This is a genomic window from Halochromatium sp., from assembly GCF_054919635.1.
On record NZ_JBUDPI010000050.1, the window covers coordinates 1 to 15,720 of the forward strand.

Genomic DNA, 15,720 nt, shown 5'->3' on the forward strand with positions numbered 1-15,720 from the left:
GGGAAAAGTCGTTCGGCGGCCCCAACAACGACCGCGCGCGCGCTGCTTACGCCCTGCGCGACGGCGGTTACATCATTGCCGGCGAAACCGGCTCGCCCTCCGGCGACGTGGACGACTACAAAGGCGGCCTCGACTTTTGGGTGATTCGCCTCGACGAAGACGGCGGCCTGGTTTGGGAAAAAACCTTTGGCGGCCTGCTGAACGACCAGGCTTATACGATCGTGAAGACCCGCGACAACCGCTTTATGGTCGCGGGCCCCACTAACTCCAGCGACGGCGATATTGACCAGGCCCGCGGCGAAACCGACGTGCTGCTGGTCAAGTTCGACGAGAACGGCAACAAAATCTGGAGCAAAACCTACGGCGGCAACGGCAACGACGCGCCCTTCCACCTCGCCATTAACCAGTCGAACGGCCTCATTGCCATGGTTGGCACCACGGCCTCGACCGACGGCAACCGGCCGGCCGCGGCGAGCACTGCGGCGCCGCCCAGGCTATGGCCAATCAGCAGGGCCGGCGCGGCATACTTGGCCTTGAGCGCCTCTGCCGCCGCAAGCAAATCCTGTATGTTCGACGAAAAACTGGTGTTGGCAAAGTCACCATCACTGTTGCCGAGACCTGTGAAATCGAAACGCAGCACGGCGATGCCACGGGCTGCTAACGCACGCGCAATGCGGGTGGCAGCCGCGAGATCCTTGCCACAGGTGAAGCAATGCGCGAACAGCGCATAACGCTGTGTCTCCACGTCCGCTGGCGGCGTTTCTAACAGACCCGCCAAGCGGTGGCCATCGAGATTCTCAAAATCGAACCGAATACCTGCCATGCGATTGCCTTCACTGCGAGTCGGGGACCGACACCCATAGTATGCTATCGCCACTTGAGGTGACGCCAAACCTGACCCGGAGCCTGAGCCGGGGCCTAAGCCTGACCCGTTGCCTAAGCCTGACCAAGTGCCTCAGAGCGAGAGACAAGTCGGACCAGAAACCCGTTGGACAAGACAGCGATGCGATGGATCTTGGACATTGCGGCGTCTGGGAGGACCGACAAGTCCGTCGGGAGTCGAGCAAGGTGCGCATGCCGATGACGGCGCCCTCGATCAGCCCGACGCCCACCGGTCTGCTCGTCGTCGAGCTCGAGCTCGAGTCATGGGGCCCGGCTCAGAATCGGCTGCTGACTCGGTTACCGAGCGAGGACCAGAGCCGCATCCTGCGTTATCGGCGCGATGCCGACCGCGAGCGCGCTCTTGTGGCAGCGCTCCTGCCGCGCCTGCTGATCGCGCAGCGCTCGAGCCAGCCCTTTAGCCAACCCTTGAGCGCCATCCGCTTCGATCGCAGCCCCTCCGGCAAACCTAGCTACCCAGGTGATCCAAGCTTTCATTTCAATCTCTCCCACTCGGGACGCTACGTCGCCCTAGCCGTTGCCTGCAATCCCGTGGGCGTCGATGTCGAGCAGCTGCGCCCGACCCTGGACTGGGCAGCGATCGCCAAGCGCTTCTTCGCTGCTGACGAACAGCGCTGGCTGGCGGGTCTCGATGATGCCACACATCAGCGTCGGTTCATCGCCCTCTGGAGCCGCAAGGAAAGCCTGCTCAAGGCCACCGGCGAGGGCGTGGCCGGCGGTCTCAGCAGATTCAGCGCAATCGCTGACGATGATGTCGAGATCGAGGTGACCCACCGCGGTCGTCGCTGGTTCCTACGCTCCTACTCCATCTTGCCCTACTATGGACTCGCCCTGTGCTGCGGCTCGGCTGGCCTGCCGGAGCCGCTGCTGACCCAGGCTCGGGCATCCATGCTCATCAGCGACACCGCATCGGCGGTGGCCGCTCTGGCCCGACGATTGGCCGACGTGCCGGAATGCGAGACCGAATGGCTTGCGGCCAATGCCAGGGCGCCTTAGTGTGCAGTCATGCCGGAACAGACCAAGACCCCTCTATGACGACCACGAGTCTCCCGATGCCTCCGCTGACCCGCACCAGCGACGGGCAGGAGCGGCGCGTCGGCGTCGAGATCGAGCTAAGCGGACTCACGATCACCGAGACCGCGGAGCTGGTCCGAGAGACCCTGTTCGGGGCTAAGGGGTTCGGGGCTGGGGGTGGCGAGATGCTGCATCCTGGCCGCTACGAGATCGCGCTGCGCGGCGACCCCGCCGGCGACTGGCAAGTCGAGCTCGACTTCGCCTTCTTGAAATCCCTGGGTCGGCGCTCGCGCAGCCAAGATGATCTTGGCGACGCCGTCGGCGAGCTGGCAGAGGATCTCCTGCGCATGGTCGCTGAGCGCATCGTGCCGGTCGAGGTCATCAGCCCGCCCCTGCCGCTGTCGCGGCTCGCGGAATTCAATACCATTATCGAAAGCCTGCGCGCAGCGGGGGCTCGTGGGACAGCCGATGATCCGACCTATGCCTTTGGTATGCAGCTCAATCCGGAGGTGCCCGCTACCGACGTCGACAGCATCAGGCAATACCTGCAGGCCTTTCTCTGCCTCGAAGACTGGCTGCGCGAGCGCGCCGCGGTCGATCTCACCCGGCGGCTCACCTTCTTCGCCGAGCCCTTCCCGAAGGGCTACGTGCGGCTTGCGATCGCGCCCCATTACTCACCGAACCGCACACAGCTGATCGATGACTACCTGGACGCCAACCCAACCCGCAATCGCACGCTCGACATGCTGCCGCTGTTCACCCATCTCGATGAGGCGCGCGTACGCGCGCGGGTGCAGGACGAGCGGATCAAGTCGCGCCCAACGCTGCACTATCGATTGCCGAACAGCGAGGTCGACAAACCAGGCTGGGATCTCAGCGTCCCCTGGAACGACTGGCTGGTCGTCGAGCGCCTCGCTGCAGACCCCGCCCGTCTCGAGTCGCTCTGTTCCAAGTACAGCGCCTATCTCAACAACACCCTCGAGCGCCTGACCGGCGATTGGAAACAGGAGTGTCAGCAATGGCTGAGCAAGAACGGCCTCCTCTCATAGCCGTTACCGGCCCAACGCGCGGCTCACATGCCCCTAAGTTCTTGGTTCAGCTCGCCCTGCGCCTCGCCGGCGCGCGCACCGCGCTGCTCACACCCACTCAGCCAAGACCTGAGGTCCAAGAGGCCGCGGACGGGGTCGTGATCACCGGCGGCCATGATATCGACCCGGTCCTCTATGCAGCCGCCCCCGCGGTCACGCCCCAGTCCGATCCCGAGCGCGACGCCCTAGACTCGGCCGTCATCGAGCGCGCGCTCGAGCGAGGTCTGCCCCTGCTGGGCATCTGCCGCGGCGCCCAGCTGCTCAATGTCCGCCTCGGCGGAAACCTATTTCAGGAGCTGCGCTCAAGGCGCAAGCACACCTCCAACCGCTGGACCATCTTCCCGCTCAAGACCCTCTGCATCGAGCCGAACACCGAGCTTCAGCAGCTCATCGGTTGCGACCGCGCACGCATCAACAGCCTGCATAACCAGGGGATCGACCAGCTCGGCGAGGGACTGGTGGTTGCTGGCCGCGACCTCGACGGCATCGTGCAGGCGATCGAAGCCCCGTTGCACTACTGGCTGCGCGGAGTCCAATGGCACCCTGAATTCCTCCTCTACAACCGCGGTCAGCGCCGGTTGTTCAGCGGTCTCGTCGAAGCCGCACGACAACATCCAAGCCGATAGCTGTCGCAGGGAGCGGGCGTGGAAGCCTACCTCGGGCTGTTCACCGCCGCCTTCGTGGCGGCGACCTTACTGCCTTTCTACTCCGAAGCCCTGTTGGTCGGACTCCAAGCTGGTGGCTACGACCCGCTTCTGCTCTGGTTTTGGGCAACGGCCGGGAACACGCTAGGTGCAGCCGTGAACTGGGCGCTTGGCCGCTGGCTCCTGCGCTTTCAGGACCGACGCTGGTTTCCATTCAAACCCAACAAGCTCGGACTGGCCCAGCGCTGGTATCAACGCTGGGGGTTCTGGTCGCTGCTCATGGCCTGGCTACCGGTCGGCGGCGATGCACTCACCTTCATCGCCGGGATCATGCGCGTCAACTTCTTGCTGTTCTTCGCGCTCACCTGGATCGGCAAGGGGGCCCGTTATGCGGCTGTATTGGGGCTATTCGGCTGGCTCTCGAGCGAACTGGCGGCTGTTGCCGCACCCCTGGCCTAGGCGATTTCTGTCGAGCTCCATGTCTCTGCGATCAAGTCGACTAACAGCCGCTAGCGCCTGCGCAAGCACGGGAACGAGCGGCGCTGACCTCGGGCGCTAGCGCTGCATGCGCCGAATGATGCTACTCGTGCTGCGATCCTCTAACAGGGGCACGAGCACCAGCTCCCCGCCCCAGCTGCGAACCTGCTCGGCGCCCACCACTTGATCGGGCCGGTAGTCGGCACCTTTGGCGAGAACGTCTGGCCGGAGAGTTTCGATGAGCTGGAGTGGGGTGTCTTCGTCAAAGAGGACGACGGCATCGACGGCGGCGAGGGCGGCGAGGACGCGGGCGCGGTCCTGCTCGCCGACTAAGGGACGCTCTGGACCTTTGAGTGTACGCACGGAGCGATCGCTGTTGAGGCCGATGACGAGGTGATGGCCGTGGCGACGGGCCTGTTCGAGATAGCTGACATGGCCTGCGTGCAAGAGGTCGAAACAACCGTTGGTGAACACCACTCGCTCCCCACGTGACTGCCAGTCTCGCACCTGCCCCCGAAGCTCGGCGAGGCTATAGAGCTTCTGAGACGGGTCTAGCGCGCGATCTGGTGCCGCCTGAGCGACGGCGGTCTGGTCGAGCCTAACCCCCTCCCCCATAATCAAATCGGGGCCGAGCTCATCGCTCAGGGCTTGTCTCAGCTCGCTGAGGCTGATGGCGGCGGTGCCGACCTTGGCAACGACGACACCGGCGGCGAGATTGGCGAGATGGGCGCTGTCGACGGGATCGAGGCCGGCAGCAAGACCGGCGGCAAGCGTGGCAATCACGGTGTCGCCCGCGCCCGAGACATCGAAGACCTCGCGCGCAACGGCCGCGATGCGGATCTGCGTGTCGTGCTCAACGACCAGCAGACCCAGCTCGCCAAGGGTGAGCACCAAGCGCTCGAGCTGGAGCTCAGCGCGCATCCGGCTGGCGATCGCGCCGAGATGCTCGAGATCGCCCGGATCGACGCTGGCGGCTTGGGCCAGCTCGGCGCGGTTGGGGGTGATCAGGCTCGCGCCCCGATAGCGACTGAAGTCCCGACCCTTGGGGTCGACCAGCACCGGCAGGCCCTGCTCCCGGGCGGCGTTGATCAAACGCTGACACAAACCGCCAAAGAGCACGCCCTTGGCATAGTCGGAGAGCAGCAGGACCGAGGCTGTGCTGAGCCGGGGCATCAGGGTTGCGAAGAGCTGGTCCTCGAGCTCAGCGCTGAGTGGCGCGAGATGCTCGTCGTCGATGCGCAACATCTGCTGATGATTGCCGATCAGCCGGGTCTTGGTGGTGGTGGGCCGGCTGGGATCGGCGAGGACGGCGCTGCTGTCGGTGCCCTGCTCACCGAGCTGACGCAGCAGGCGCTGGCGATGGTCATCCTCCCCGGTCACGCCGGCGATACTGACCTGCAAGCCGAGTCCGCTCAGATTGCGCGCGACATTGGCGGCGCCACCCGCCGTCTCGGTCTCATGGCTGAGATGAAGGACCGGCACCGGCGCCTCAGGCGAGATGCGCCCGACCTGACCCCAGAGGTAGCGGTCGAGCATGAGATCGCCGACCACCAGCACGCGGGCACCACCAAAGCCTGTTTCCAAGGCGGCCATGACCTGCCTGGGATGGCGAAACGGAGCGACGGAGGGGGGTTGGGACCAGGCTCTGGACATGGCTCGCAGCCTGCTCAGTGGTCGCTCACAGCGGCGTGCACGCGTTGCTCGACCAGATCGCAGAGGATGTGGCCGATGAGCATGTGCGCCTCTTGGATGCGCGCAGTGCTGGTTGAAGGCACACCCAGCCAGAGCTCGCAGCAGTCGCGCAGACGCCCGCCTCCGGCACCGGTCATGCTGACGCGGTAGGTCTGGAGCCGTTCGGCACGCTCCATGGCGCGCACCACATTGGCGCTGTTGCCGGAGGTGGAGAGCCCCACCAGCAGATCGCCGGGCCGGCACAGGGCCTCGACCTGACGCGCGAACACGGACTCGAAGCCATAGTCGTTGGCCACCGAGGTCAGCACCGCGGTGTCGGTGGTCAGCGCAATCGCTGCGAGCCCAGCACGCTCGCGCTCGAAGCGGCCGACCAGCTCAGCGGCCAGGTGCTGGCTGTCGGCGGCGCTGCCGCCGTTGCCCATCCAAAAGACGCGGCCACCGCGCTCGATCACGCCACAGACCTGTTCGGCGAAGGCTTCGATAGAGGCGCGTAACTGCTCGAGGGATTGCACGACCTCGAGATGGGCGCTGAGCGCGGCGCTGATGGGGTCTGGTTGGTCAGCAATATGAAGGTTTGGTGACATCTGGATGACGGAACTGAGGTGGCAACGGCTACTCATTGTTCCCTATGCTCGATCACTTGGCTATGGCTGCAACAATTTCGCCGTCCCATCCGAGGATCATCCATGAAACGATCTGCCAACCCTCTATTAACGCACCTCAGTGTTGTCCTGCTTAGCGTCTGCTTGCTTCTGCCGCCGGCGCTGATCGCAGGGGAGAAACCGCTTCGCATCTACGGCTCGGGAGCCACCTTTCCAGCGCCCCTATTCTCGAGCTGGATGCACAGCTTCACCGCTGAGCACCCCAAGATCCAGCCGGACTATCAGGGCACCAGCAGCGCCGGTGGGCTCAAAGATCTCGCCGAGGGCCGGGTCGATTTCGCCGCCGCAGATTTTCGCATCGCCGACGAGCAGGCGGCCGAGCTCGGGGGTGGGATTCTGCAGGTGCCGATGGCGGCCGCCGGTGTCGTGCTCGTCTACAACCTACCCGATGTCGGCCAGCTCTGGCTGTCCCGAGAGGCGCTGATCGGCCTGTTCAGTGGCGAGATCTCGCGCTGGGATGATCCGTTGATCGCCAAGACCAACCCGAATGCCAGTCTCCCGGACCTGCCGATCACCCTGGTGGCACGCACGGGCGCCAGCGGCACCAGCTACAACCTGACGACGCACCTGAGCACGATTAGCTCGGACCTGGCGCAACAGATCGGTGCCACGCTGACCCCGGCCTGGAACCAGGTCATCGAGCGGCCCGGCGGACTGATCCGCGGCGCTGGCAACGATGGCGTGATCTCGTTGGTGCGATCGATTCCAGGCGCGATTGGCTATGTGGCCTATCCCTATGCCGATTTCACGAACACGCCGATGGCCGCGATCGAGAACAAGGACGGCAAGTTGGTCGCCCCCAGCCCGGTGAGCTTTGCGGCCTCGATGGACGCGATCAGGCAGTCACCGAGCATCGAGACGCTGATCGATCCAGCCGGCGAGAGCGCCTATCCGTTGATCGCGGTCTCCTATGTGATGCTGCGCAAGGACTACGACCATCCGCAGAAGCGACAGGCCATCCTCGACATCGTCGATTACGCGCTTGGGCCGGGCCAGCAGATCGCTGAGCGCATAGGCTATATTCCCTTCTCACCAGCGGCAATCGAGTACGTGCGGCGCCAGCTTGAGCCGTTGAAGCAGCCCCCGAGCGAGGCCGCTGAGCCGTCCAGTGGCGAACGACAGCCTGTCAACACCAACCAAACCGACGCACAATCTAACAGCCACCCCGAGATCTAGCCCGTCCGAGATCTAGTCGGTGCAGCCCCGAGCGCTGGACGAGCCAAGCCATCGAAACCCAGACGCTGGGTCGCTGAAGCAGGGTCCGAGCGGCTACACTCGGACTTACTGCTTACTCATCATGCCCTGCGGAGTCTGTTATGCCCCAACCCATTGGACAGCTGCTGAACAAGCCAGTGGTGCGCAACACGGCGATTGGGATCGGGATCGCGGTCGCCGTGCCGGTTGCGGTCGCGGTGCTGGCGCCCTATCTGCGGCCGGCGGCCCGCTCCGTGATCAAGGCCAGTGTGCTCGCCTTCGAGCGCGGACGCGAGGTCACCGCTGAGCTGGGCGAAGCGATGGAGGACATGGTTGCCGAGGTCCGCGAGGAGCTGCGCGATCAACGTCTCGCCGCCGGCGCAGCAGCCGCAGCGGAAACGGCGACCGACACCGCCCAGGCCGCGGGGAAGCAAGCGGCTCACAACGCTGCCGATACAGCGGCTGGAGCGGCCGAGGCTGTCGCCGGCGCCGCTGCCGAGGCGGCAGAGCATCTGCGCCGGAAGGCTGGCTGATGCTCGATGCGACGCTACCAGACGCGCAACCGGAGGCGCACCCAGAAGGGCCAGGGGTGGTCTCCGAGCAGCCACCTGTCGCACGAGTCGTGCATCGAACTGCAGAGCGCTGGCGTCTTCGGGTGCCAGCACGCAAACGCGACCTCCCCTACTTCATTGGTCTGTACGAAGCGCTGCGCGCTCAACCCGAGATCCACGAGGTCACCATCAATCCGGTCACCGGCAGCCTGTTGGTCTGGTTTGCGCCTGCTGATGCAGCGGCTCTACCGGATGCGCTGACGCGCGATGGACTGCTACAACTCGCCGATCGACCAGAGGAAAGCGCTGCCGCTCATGCGTTTCATGTGTCGGTCAACGATACGCGGATTCTAGTGTTCCTGATCATCCTGGCACTCTCGGCCTATCAGCTGAGCAAGAAGCAGTTTCTTGCGCCCGCATTAACCCTGTCTCTGTACCTGATCGACCTCGTCGCGGGACTGAAGCTCGAGCGAGACGCTGCCGCCCGCGCCGAACAGGCTGCGGGCTGCCTTGATGAACAGGTCGCTGAAGGCGCTGCTGAGCGGGCCGCAGAATAGAGAGCGACGCAGACGGCCGCGCGAGCCAAGCAGCCGCTGGCCCATGTGCTACTGTGTTCTGTACGCCTTCAGCAACAAACGTCTGCATTCATCGAGGTCGAGATGGGCAATATCCTGGTGACCGGTATTACCTTTGGGGTCTTCATGACCGAAGCCCTGATCCACTACAACATGGGTCAGGCCAAAGACCATGACGGGTTCAAGCTAACCGTGCCACCGCCGAAGGAGCTGGCCAAGATCGCGGCCGTGACCCTGACCTTCTCAATCGCCACCGGTCTACTGGTCAAGGCATTACCAAAGAACCTCCAGTCCAAGATCTAGGCGCAGAGCCCAGTCACCCGCCGAGCTTGGGCTAACGCACGCGAATGTGCTGGTAGATATTCAGATAGTCCTGTGCCGGCCGCGCCCAGGAGTTATCCATGCGCATGCCGTTGAGACGCAGCTGACGGAAGTGGTCCGGGTGTCGCTGCCAGAGGCTGATCGCACGGCCGAGCGCTGACTCCAGGCCCTCGAAGGTCAGCTCGTCGAAGACATAGCCGTTGCGCTCTTCGTAAGGCCGGTCGCTGTGGTTAGCATCGAACACGGTATCGGCCAAGCCACCGACCCGACGCACGATCGGCACGCAGCCATAGCGCATGGCGATCATCTGGGTGAGACCACAGGGCTCGTAAACGCTCGGGATCAGGATCATGTCGGCGCCGGCATAGATCAGGTGGGCCAGCTCTTCGTCGTAACCGAGCTCGAGGTGGACGTCTGGATCATCGGCCAGCGATTGTTTGGCGTCCCAGAACATGGCATTGATGGCCGGGTCCTGGGCACTACCGAGCAGCACGAACTGCGCCTCCTTCTGCAGGCTGTAATCGATGCCGTGGCGGATCAGGTCGATGCCTTTCTGGCGGTCGAGCCGACTGACGACGGCGACGACGGGCTTGGGGGCATCAGCCAGACCGAGCCGCTCGCGCAGGGCGGTCTTGTTCTCGCCCTTGGCCGGGAGCTGCTCGAGGTCGTAGCTGGCTGCGATGAAGGGGTCGGTCGCCGGATTCCAGGTGGTGGTGTCGATGCCATTGAGCACGCCGCCGAACTTACGGTCATGGGTGCGGAGCACGCCCTGCAGACCGACACCCTGATCGGTATGTTGAATCTCCCAGGCATAGCGTGGCGAGACCGTCGTGACGAAGTTGGAGAAGACGATGCCGCCTTTCATCAGGTTGACCGCCTGCGGATTTCCCGGGTCTTGCAGCCGGTCCGGTACGATCAAGCGACCGACATCCAGACCGTTCATCTCCAGCACCTTGGACGTGGTCCAGCCTTGATGGCCGAGGTTGTGTAGCGAGTAGCAGACGCGGGTCTTGTCGAGCCCCAGCGCGGTGTAGCGCTCGAACAGCAGCACCGGCACCAGCCCCGTCTGCCACTCATTGCAGTGAATGATGTCCGGCCGTTTGCCCGAGGCGATCAGGAACTCGAGAATCGCGCGCGAGAAGAAGGTGAAGCGGTCCGGATCATCGGCGTCGCCATAGATCGCGCCGCGATTGAAAAAGCCGTGCTCGGAGTGGGCATCGATGAAGTAGCAGCGCAGGCCGTCGACCAAACCGACCTCGACATCGCAGTGCAGGGCGCGATCGAAGAACGGCACCCAGAGATCCGAATGCTCGACGGTCATGCCCTGGACCCGGTCGTAGCGCAGGCAGTCATATTTGGGCAGGATGATCTCGACTTGGTGGCCCTGGGCAGCAAGCTCGCGAGACAGTCCCTGCACGAAGTCACCAAGGCCACCAGCCTTGGCCACCGGCGCGCACTCCGGGGTGGCCATCAGGATATACATACTACCGTTCTCAATCAGACACTTAGATGATTAGGGCTCGCGCTCAGCAACAGGCAGCCGCGGCAGCCGAGCAAGCAGCGCGGTCAACAGCTCGGGGTCATCGAGGGCGACCCGAAGCGAGAAACGCCCACCTGGTCCGACCCGAAAGGGATGTCCGCCAAGATCCAGCAGACTGCCTGGCGCCGCGCGACCGAACACATGCAGCTCGCCTTGAACAACAGCCTCGTCGCTGGACGGATAGGGAGCGATCGGCCCGCTTCCGCGCGGTGCCTGCGCCAATTCGCGTCGGTTGCTGGGCTGCTCCCCCTGCCAGTCTGCGACCTGCTCCGAGGACCGTTGCTCCGATCCCCGCGCTGGCTCTTCCGATGTCACCACATCTTGCCGTCTCAGCGGCTCTTGGTCCAATAGAACCTGCTCGCCTGGGCTCCGAGCGCCTGGATTTGGCGCGAGCGCAGCCTCAGCGCGGATGCCACCCCCGACGACATCGATCAGCGGGAAGGGCCCGGCGGGCAGCTCTGCGCGGTCCGCCAACGCAGCGAGCGATGGATCGGGGAAGCGGGTCGTCAGTCGCCCCGCGGTGCCAGTAACGACTGCATTGCTAGGGCTTGGGCTAGGGCTAGGGCTAGGGCTAGGGCTTGGGCTTGGGCTAGGGCTCTGGCCTAGACGCCGGCTCTGCGTGAGAGGCGGAGGCCCGACTGGCGCCCGCATTGCCTGGGACCCGGTTACGAATCGCGCCGCTGTGAGAGACATTAGCGCCATCACGGGCGCCGGCTCTCGCCAGCGCTCCAGCCTAGGGTCGACAAGCGCAGCTGGGGCTGGCTGAGGCCCTGGCTCGAGGGTTTGCCTGAGCACAGGCGCGGTTGCAGAGCCTGGTGCAGGCCTTGAGCCGGACTTCGGATCGAGCTCAGGCGCTGGCGGAACCGCTCGCGCAGCCGCTAGATCAGGCGTCAGCTTTGCGCTGGGCTCCGGGTCGGGCTCAACCGCTGACTGCGGTGCTAGCCTGGCGAGGCCCAGGGACTCGGGCACCGTTTGCAGCTGATTGGATCGGGCCAGCAGCAGCCAACCGCCGTCGCGTTGACATTCGAGACCGAGCTCGGCCTGCAGGATGCCAACGACAGGCTCCGGAAACCGGGCTTGGCCGCTGAGGTCGCTGCTGAGGTCGATAGCCGCTTCGGCGAGCTGGGCGCCGTCCCCCTCAGCTCGTCGCAGATAGAGCTTCGCGACCGGTTGGTGAGCGGGCTGATGGGCGGCAAAAGCGCTCTGCGCCCGCTCGATCACTGCGGGATCAAGGTGCCAGTCGAGCGCGACGCCACCACCAATCAGTGGATACAGCACCAGGCGCGGCGCCCGATCCGGGTTTGGGAACCGCGGTGCGCGATCACCCGGCATGGTGGCACTCCAGGCAAGCGCCGTGGCGCATGACACCCATAAGCCCGTTCATATCATCGCGGGGCGACCGGCTGGGCAACCGGCTCCCTGCTCAGCGCGTTGTGGCACGCCGGGCTCGTGCTCGCGCGACGGCGGCATGGACCTGTGCGGGCGCGGTGCCGCCGATATGGTTGCGTGCTGCGACCGAGCCATCGAGGCTGAGCACATCGAAGACGTCGCTGCCGATCGCTGGCGAGAAGCGGCGCAGCTCGTCGAGACTGAGCTGCGCCAGATCCCGGCCCTGCTGGATGCCGTAGGCGACGGCCTTGCCGACGACCTCATGCGCGTCGCGGAAGGCAATGCCCCTGTGCACGAGGTAATCAGCGAGGTCGGTCGCGGTCGAGAACCCTTGGCTGGCCGCGGCGCGCATGCGCTCGGGATGGCAGCTCAGCTTGGCCATCATCTCGGCAAAGACCTTGAGCGAGCCGCGCAAATTGTCGGCAGTGTCGAACAATGGTTCCTTGTCTTCCTGATTATCCTTGTTGTACGCAAGTGGCTGCCCTTTCATTAGCGTCAGCAGGGCCATCAGATGTCCGAAGATGCGCCCGCTCTTGCCTCGGATCAGCTCCGGCACATCCGGATTCTTCTTCTGCGGCATGATCGAGGAGCCGGTACAGAAGCTATCCGAGAGCTCGATGAAGCCGAACTGCGCTGAGGCCCAGAGGATGAGCTCTTCGGCGAAGCGCGACAGGTGCATCATCAGGATCGAGGCCGCAGCGACGAACTCGATCGCAAAGTCTCGGTCGGAAACCGCATCCAGCGAGTTCTCGCAGGGGGCGTCGAAGCCGAGCTGCTCGGCCGTGTAGGCACGATCGATGGGATAGCTGGTGCCAGCCAAGGCGGCAGCACCGAGCGGCATCTGGTTCATGCGCGCCCGACAGTCGGCGAAGCGCCCGGCATCGCGCTCAAGCATGGCCTGCCAGGCCATCATGTGGTGGCCGAAGGTGATGGGTTGGGCCACCTGCAGATGGGTGAAGCCAGGCAGGATGGTGGCGGCCTCGCGCTCGGCGAGATCGAGTAACGCGTCCTGCAGACGCTGCAGCGCCTCGCTGATGGCGTCGATCTCGCCCCGCAGCCAGAGACGGATGTCGGTGGCGACCTGGTCGTTGCGTGATCGCCCGGTGTGTAGTCGTTTGCCAGCCTCGCCGATCTCGGCAGACAGTGCAGCCTCGATGTTCATGTGCACATCTTCGAGTGGCACCGACCAGGCGAAGCTGCCAGACTCGATCTGCGCCTGGATGCGTTCAAGGCCGGCAATGATGGCCTCCGATTCCTGGTCGCTGAGGATGCCTTGACGCGCGAGCATGCGGGCGTGGGCGATGGAGCCGGCGATATCCTCGCGGTATAGACGCTGGTCGAAGCCCACCGAGGCGGTAAAGGCCTCAACGAAGGCGTCGGTCGGCTCAGAAAAACGGCCGGCCCAGGGTTTCGAAGCGGCGCTCTCGGTCATCGCGGGTGTTACTCATGCACCTATAAAAAGCAGTCACCATAGTACAGATCAGTGCTCGGCAACAGCCTAAGATGAATGAGTCGCACTGTCAGTGGCTAGCACGGCAGGATAAGCTAGCGGGTTTCGCCCCGATTGACCGCTGCCAACGTTGGCCCCGCGGGTTTCGGTTACTGTTAGCGGTCGACTCATCTGCAACGACCATCAGCCAGTCTGGATTCGCCTCCATGCCAGAGACCATTCGCATTGCCACCCGAAAATCTGCGCTCGCCATGTGGCAGGCCGAGCATGTTGCCGACGCGCTGCGCCACCTGCACCCGGGGTTGACGGTGGAGATCATCGGTATGACCACCCGCGGCGACAAGATCCTGGATGCACCGCTGGCCAAGGTCGGCGGCAAGGGGCTGTTCGTCAAAGAGCTGGAACAGGGCATGCTCTCTGGCGATGCGGACATCGCCGTGCACTCGATGAAGGATGTCCCGGTCGACTTCCCGGACGGCCTGCATCTGGCCTGCATCCTGGAGCGCGAAGACCCGCGCGATGCCTTCGTCTCCAACACCTACGCAGCGCTGGACGAGCTGCCCGAGGGGGCCTGCGTCGGCACCTCGAGCCTACGGCGCCAATGCCAGCTGGCGGTGCGACGGCCGGACCTGCGCATCGAGCCCCTGCGCGGCAATGTCAATACCCGACTGCGCAAGCTCGATGAGGGTGTCTACGACGCGATCATCCTAGCCGCAGCTGGTCTGATCCGGCTTGACTTCAGTGCGCGCATTCGCTCGTTCATCGCGCCCGAGGATAGCCTGCCAGCGATTGGGCAGGGTGCGATCGGTATCGAATGTCGCGTCAACGACGAGCGCGTACATGCATTGATCGCCCCGCTCCATCACAGCCTGACCGCTGAGCAGGTCAGCGCCGAGCGGGCGATGAACGCACGCCTCAATGGTGGCTGCCAGGTGCCGATCGCCGGCCACGCGGTGCATCGCGACGGCGAGCTCTACCTGCGCGGGCTAGTCGGTATGCCGGATGGCTCGAGGCTGATGCGTGCTGAGATCAGTGGCCCGGCGACCGAAGCCGAGCGCCTGGGCCGCGAGGTCGGCGAAGCCCTATTGGCCCAGGGCGCCGAGGAGGTGCTCTCGGCGCTGGCGCATGAGCCCGCCGAGCCACTCGCCGAACAGGCTGCGGGGTCTGCCTCACAGCCATGAGCGCGACCTGTCCGTTGAACGGGCGCGGGGTACTGGTGACTCGGCCCAGCGCTCAGGCCGCGCGGCTGTGTCAGCTGGTCCGCGAGGCTGGGGGCGAGCCGATTGAATTTCCGACCTTGGAGATTCGAGCTGCCAGCCATCCTGAGCAGGCGCGACGGCGACTGGCCGAGTCCTGGGACATCATTCTGTTTGTCAGCCGTAACGCGGTCGAGTACGGGGTTGAGCTGTTCCCACCCGAGCTGCTCGCCCGATTGAGCAGCAGTGGTCCTTCTCAGGGGCTCCGGCTCGGCGCCGTCGGTCGTGCGACCGCCGCCGCCTTGAAGGAGCGCGGCCTGGCGCCAGACCTGGTCCCAGAGCACGGCTTCGATAGCGAGGCGCTGCTGGCCTTGCCGGCGCTAATCCAGGTGGCTGGCAAGCGGGCGCTGATCGTGCGGGGCGAAGGCGGTCGACCGCTGCTCGGTGAGACGCTGCACCAACGTGGCGCCGAGGTCGCCTTCGCTGAGGTCTATCGACGTGCCCTGCCCGATGTCGATGTGAGCGCCGCGCTTGCAGACTGGCGCGAGCGACTCGGCTTCGTCACCGCGACCAGCGACGAGGTGCTGCAGAACCTGCTAGAGATGATCGGCCCCGAGCATCAGGCCTGGCTGTTAGCCATGCCCTTGGTCGTGATCAGCGATCGCGGCGGCGCAACGGCGATGCAGCGTGGCTTCCGTCGGGTCGCGGTGGCCGCCGAGACCAGCGACGAGGGGATCGTCGATGCACTCTGCCGCTTAGCGATGAGCCTTAGCTGAAACGGGTTCTGAGGCCGGCTCTGAGGCCGCATACTCGAAGGCATCGGAGAACAGATGCTCGATGCTAGCGCCAGCGGCCTCGAACGCGGCGCGCCCAGCATCGACCATCGCCGGTGGACCGCTGAGGTAGCAATCGAAGTCGGCCAGCGAGGGGTGGTCCTCCAGCGCGGCCTGATGTACCCAGCCGGTGCGCCCGGTCCAGTCGGGATCGGGCTCGGGGATCTTGAACAAAACCCGCACCACCCCTTCGA

The 15,720-nt window shown here is 64.8% G+C and carries 17 protein-coding genes and 1 pseudogene; 10 read left to right on the plus strand and 8 right to left on the minus strand.

Annotation, left to right across the window (positions count from 1 at the left end):
• Both ACY693_RS05070 and ACY693_RS05075 read right to left on the minus strand, forming a co-directional pair.
• Window positions 1–392: hypothetical protein (locus ACY693_RS05070; protein WP_462320745.1), on the minus strand; the 392-nt coding region annotated here is incomplete at its 3' end.
• Entirely contained in the window at window positions 359–823 is a 465-nt protein-coding gene (locus tag ACY693_RS05075) for an alpha/beta hydrolase family protein (protein WP_462320746.1), read from the minus strand. The genes ACY693_RS05070 and ACY693_RS05075, both read right to left, overlap by 34 nt.
• Window positions 824–1,008: 185 nt before the next feature.
• On the opposite strand from ACY693_RS05075, the gene ACY693_RS05080 reads away from it, so the two are divergent.
• The 4 genes from ACY693_RS05080 to ACY693_RS05095 are packed head-to-tail and all read left to right on the plus strand — an operon-like array spanning window position 1,009 to window position 4,105.
• Window positions 1,009–1,896 carry a 4'-phosphopantetheinyl transferase family protein gene (locus ACY693_RS05080; RefSeq protein ID WP_462320747.1) on the plus strand — a complete coding sequence of 296 codons (888 nt, stop codon included), beginning with the start codon at window positions 1,009–1,011 and terminating at the stop codon, window positions 1,894–1,896.
• A 56-nt stretch (window positions 1,897–1,952) separates the two neighbouring features.
• Entirely contained in the window at window positions 1,953–2,963 is a 1,011-nt protein-coding gene (locus ACY693_RS05085; protein WP_462320748.1) for an amidoligase family protein, read from the plus strand.
• Window positions 2,933–3,628 carry a gamma-glutamyl-gamma-aminobutyrate hydrolase family protein gene (locus tag ACY693_RS05090; protein ID WP_462320749.1) on the plus strand — a complete coding sequence of 232 codons (696 nt, stop codon included), beginning with the start codon at window positions 2,933–2,935 and terminating at the stop codon, window positions 3,626–3,628. Before ACY693_RS05085 ends, ACY693_RS05090 begins: the two co-directional genes overlap by 31 nt.
• 18 nt (window positions 3,629–3,646) lie before the next feature.
• The gene (locus ACY693_RS05095; protein ID WP_462320750.1) at window positions 3,647–4,105 is read left to right on the plus strand and encodes a YqaA family protein; all 459 of its coding nucleotides are present in this window, start codon (window positions 3,647–3,649) and stop codon (window positions 4,103–4,105) included.
• A 96-nt stretch (window positions 4,106–4,201) separates the two neighbouring features.
• Here the strand turns inward: ACY693_RS05095 and rfaE1 are convergent, their stop codons facing one another.
• Window positions 4,202–5,716: a D-glycero-beta-D-manno-heptose-7-phosphate kinase gene (gene rfaE1 / locus ACY693_RS05100; protein ID WP_462320751.1), complete on the minus strand. Its 1,515-nt coding sequence runs from the start codon at window positions 5,714–5,716 to the stop codon at window positions 4,202–4,204.
• A gap of 74 nt (window positions 5,717–5,790) precedes the next feature.
• Complete coding sequence (locus ACY693_RS05105; protein ID WP_462320752.1) at window positions 5,791–6,399, minus strand: D-sedoheptulose-7-phosphate isomerase; 609 nt, start codon at window positions 6,397–6,399, stop codon at window positions 5,791–5,793.
• A 102-nt stretch (window positions 6,400–6,501) separates the two neighbouring features.
• Here ACY693_RS05105 and pstS point away from each other — a divergent pair, with 102 nt between their 5' ends.
• The 4 genes from pstS to ACY693_RS05125 all read left to right on the plus strand — a co-directional run bounded on the left by pstS (window position 6,502) and on the right by ACY693_RS05125 (window position 9,100).
• Entirely contained in the window at window positions 6,502–7,653 is a 1,152-nt protein-coding gene (gene pstS, locus ACY693_RS05110) for a phosphate ABC transporter substrate-binding protein PstS (protein ID WP_462320753.1), read from the plus strand.
• A 140-nt stretch (window positions 7,654–7,793) separates the two neighbouring features.
• Entirely contained in the window at window positions 7,794–8,204 is a 411-nt protein-coding gene (locus ACY693_RS05115) for a DUF5132 domain-containing protein (protein ID WP_462320754.1), read from the plus strand.
• Complete coding sequence (locus tag ACY693_RS05120; protein ID WP_462320755.1) at window positions 8,204–8,779, plus strand: hypothetical protein; 576 nt, start codon at window positions 8,204–8,206, stop codon at window positions 8,777–8,779. The genes ACY693_RS05115 and ACY693_RS05120 overlap by 1 nt, the downstream gene beginning before the upstream one ends.
• Before the next feature lie 102 nt (window positions 8,780–8,881).
• Window positions 8,882–9,100, plus strand: a complete 219-nt coding sequence (locus ACY693_RS05125) for a hypothetical protein (protein ID WP_462320756.1) — start codon at window positions 8,882–8,884, stop codon at window positions 9,098–9,100.
• 31 nt (window positions 9,101–9,131) lie between these two features.
• Here the strand turns inward: ACY693_RS05125 and ACY693_RS05130 are convergent, their stop codons facing one another.
• The 3 genes from ACY693_RS05130 to argH form a co-directional block, all read right to left on the minus strand.
• Entirely contained in the window at window positions 9,132–10,601 is a 1,470-nt protein-coding gene (locus tag ACY693_RS05130) for a glycogen synthase (protein ID WP_462320757.1), read from the minus strand.
• A gap of 30 nt (window positions 10,602–10,631) precedes the next feature.
• Window positions 10,632–11,990, minus strand: a complete 1,359-nt coding sequence (locus ACY693_RS05135) for a hypothetical protein (RefSeq protein ID WP_462320758.1) — start codon at window positions 11,988–11,990, stop codon at window positions 10,632–10,634.
• Between the two features lie 91 nt (window positions 11,991–12,081).
• Entirely contained in the window at window positions 12,082–13,479 is a 1,398-nt protein-coding gene (gene argH, locus ACY693_RS05140; protein WP_462320759.1) for an argininosuccinate lyase, read from the minus strand.
• Between the two features lie 224 nt (window positions 13,480–13,703).
• Here argH and hemC point away from each other — a divergent pair, with 224 nt between their 5' ends.
• Window positions 13,704–14,678, plus strand: a complete 975-nt coding sequence (gene hemC, locus ACY693_RS05145; RefSeq protein WP_462320760.1) for a hydroxymethylbilane synthase — start codon at window positions 13,704–13,706, stop codon at window positions 14,676–14,678.
• Window positions 14,675–15,469: a uroporphyrinogen-III synthase gene (locus ACY693_RS05150; protein ID WP_462320761.1), complete on the plus strand. Its 795-nt coding sequence runs from the start codon at window positions 14,675–14,677 to the stop codon at window positions 15,467–15,469. The genes hemC and ACY693_RS05150 overlap by 4 nt, the downstream gene beginning before the upstream one ends.
• On the opposite strand, the pseudogene ACY693_RS05155 reads toward ACY693_RS05150, so the two are convergent.
• Window positions 15,449–15,720: pseudogene (locus ACY693_RS05155) on the minus strand (hypothetical protein); the annotation flags it as partial. The gene ACY693_RS05150 and the pseudogene ACY693_RS05155 sit on opposite strands and share 21 nt — an antisense overlap.

Coding starts and splice junctions, on each gene's coding strand:
- ACY693_RS05075 (WP_462320746.1), bottom strand. CDS start 823: ATGGCAGGTATTCGGTTCGATTTTGAGAATCTCGATGGCCACCGCTTG.
- ACY693_RS05080 (WP_462320747.1), top strand. CDS start 1,009: ATGGATCTTGGACATTGCGGCGTCTGGGAGGACCGACAAGTCCGTCGG.
- ACY693_RS05085 (WP_462320748.1), top strand. CDS start 1,953: ATGCCTCCGCTGACCCGCACCAGCGACGGGCAGGAGCGGCGCGTCGGC.
- ACY693_RS05090 (WP_462320749.1), top strand. CDS start 2,933: ATGGCTGAGCAAGAACGGCCTCCTCTCATAGCCGTTACCGGCCCAACG.
- rfaE1 (WP_462320751.1), bottom strand. CDS start 5,716: ATGGCCGCCTTGGAAACAGGCTTTGGTGGTGCCCGCGTGCTGGTGGTC.
- ACY693_RS05105 (WP_462320752.1), bottom strand. CDS start 6,399: ATGTCACCAAACCTTCATATTGCTGACCAACCAGACCCCATCAGCGCC.
- pstS (WP_462320753.1), top strand. CDS start 6,502: ATGAAACGATCTGCCAACCCTCTATTAACGCACCTCAGTGTTGTCCTG.
- ACY693_RS05115 (WP_462320754.1), top strand. CDS start 7,794: ATGCCCCAACCCATTGGACAGCTGCTGAACAAGCCAGTGGTGCGCAAC.
- ACY693_RS05120 (WP_462320755.1), top strand. CDS start 8,204: ATGCTCGATGCGACGCTACCAGACGCGCAACCGGAGGCGCACCCAGAA.
- ACY693_RS05125 (WP_462320756.1), top strand. CDS start 8,882: ATGGGCAATATCCTGGTGACCGGTATTACCTTTGGGGTCTTCATGACC.
- ACY693_RS05130 (WP_462320757.1), bottom strand. CDS start 10,601: ATGTATATCCTGATGGCCACCCCGGAGTGCGCGCCGGTGGCCAAGGCT.
- ACY693_RS05135 (WP_462320758.1), bottom strand. CDS start 11,990: ATGCCGGGTGATCGCGCACCGCGGTTCCCAAACCCGGATCGGGCGCCG.
- argH (WP_462320759.1), bottom strand. CDS start 13,479: ATGACCGAGAGCGCCGCTTCGAAACCCTGGGCCGGCCGTTTTTCTGAG.
- hemC (WP_462320760.1), top strand. CDS start 13,704: ATGCCAGAGACCATTCGCATTGCCACCCGAAAATCTGCGCTCGCCATG.
- ACY693_RS05150 (WP_462320761.1), top strand. CDS start 14,675: ATGAGCGCGACCTGTCCGTTGAACGGGCGCGGGGTACTGGTGACTCGG.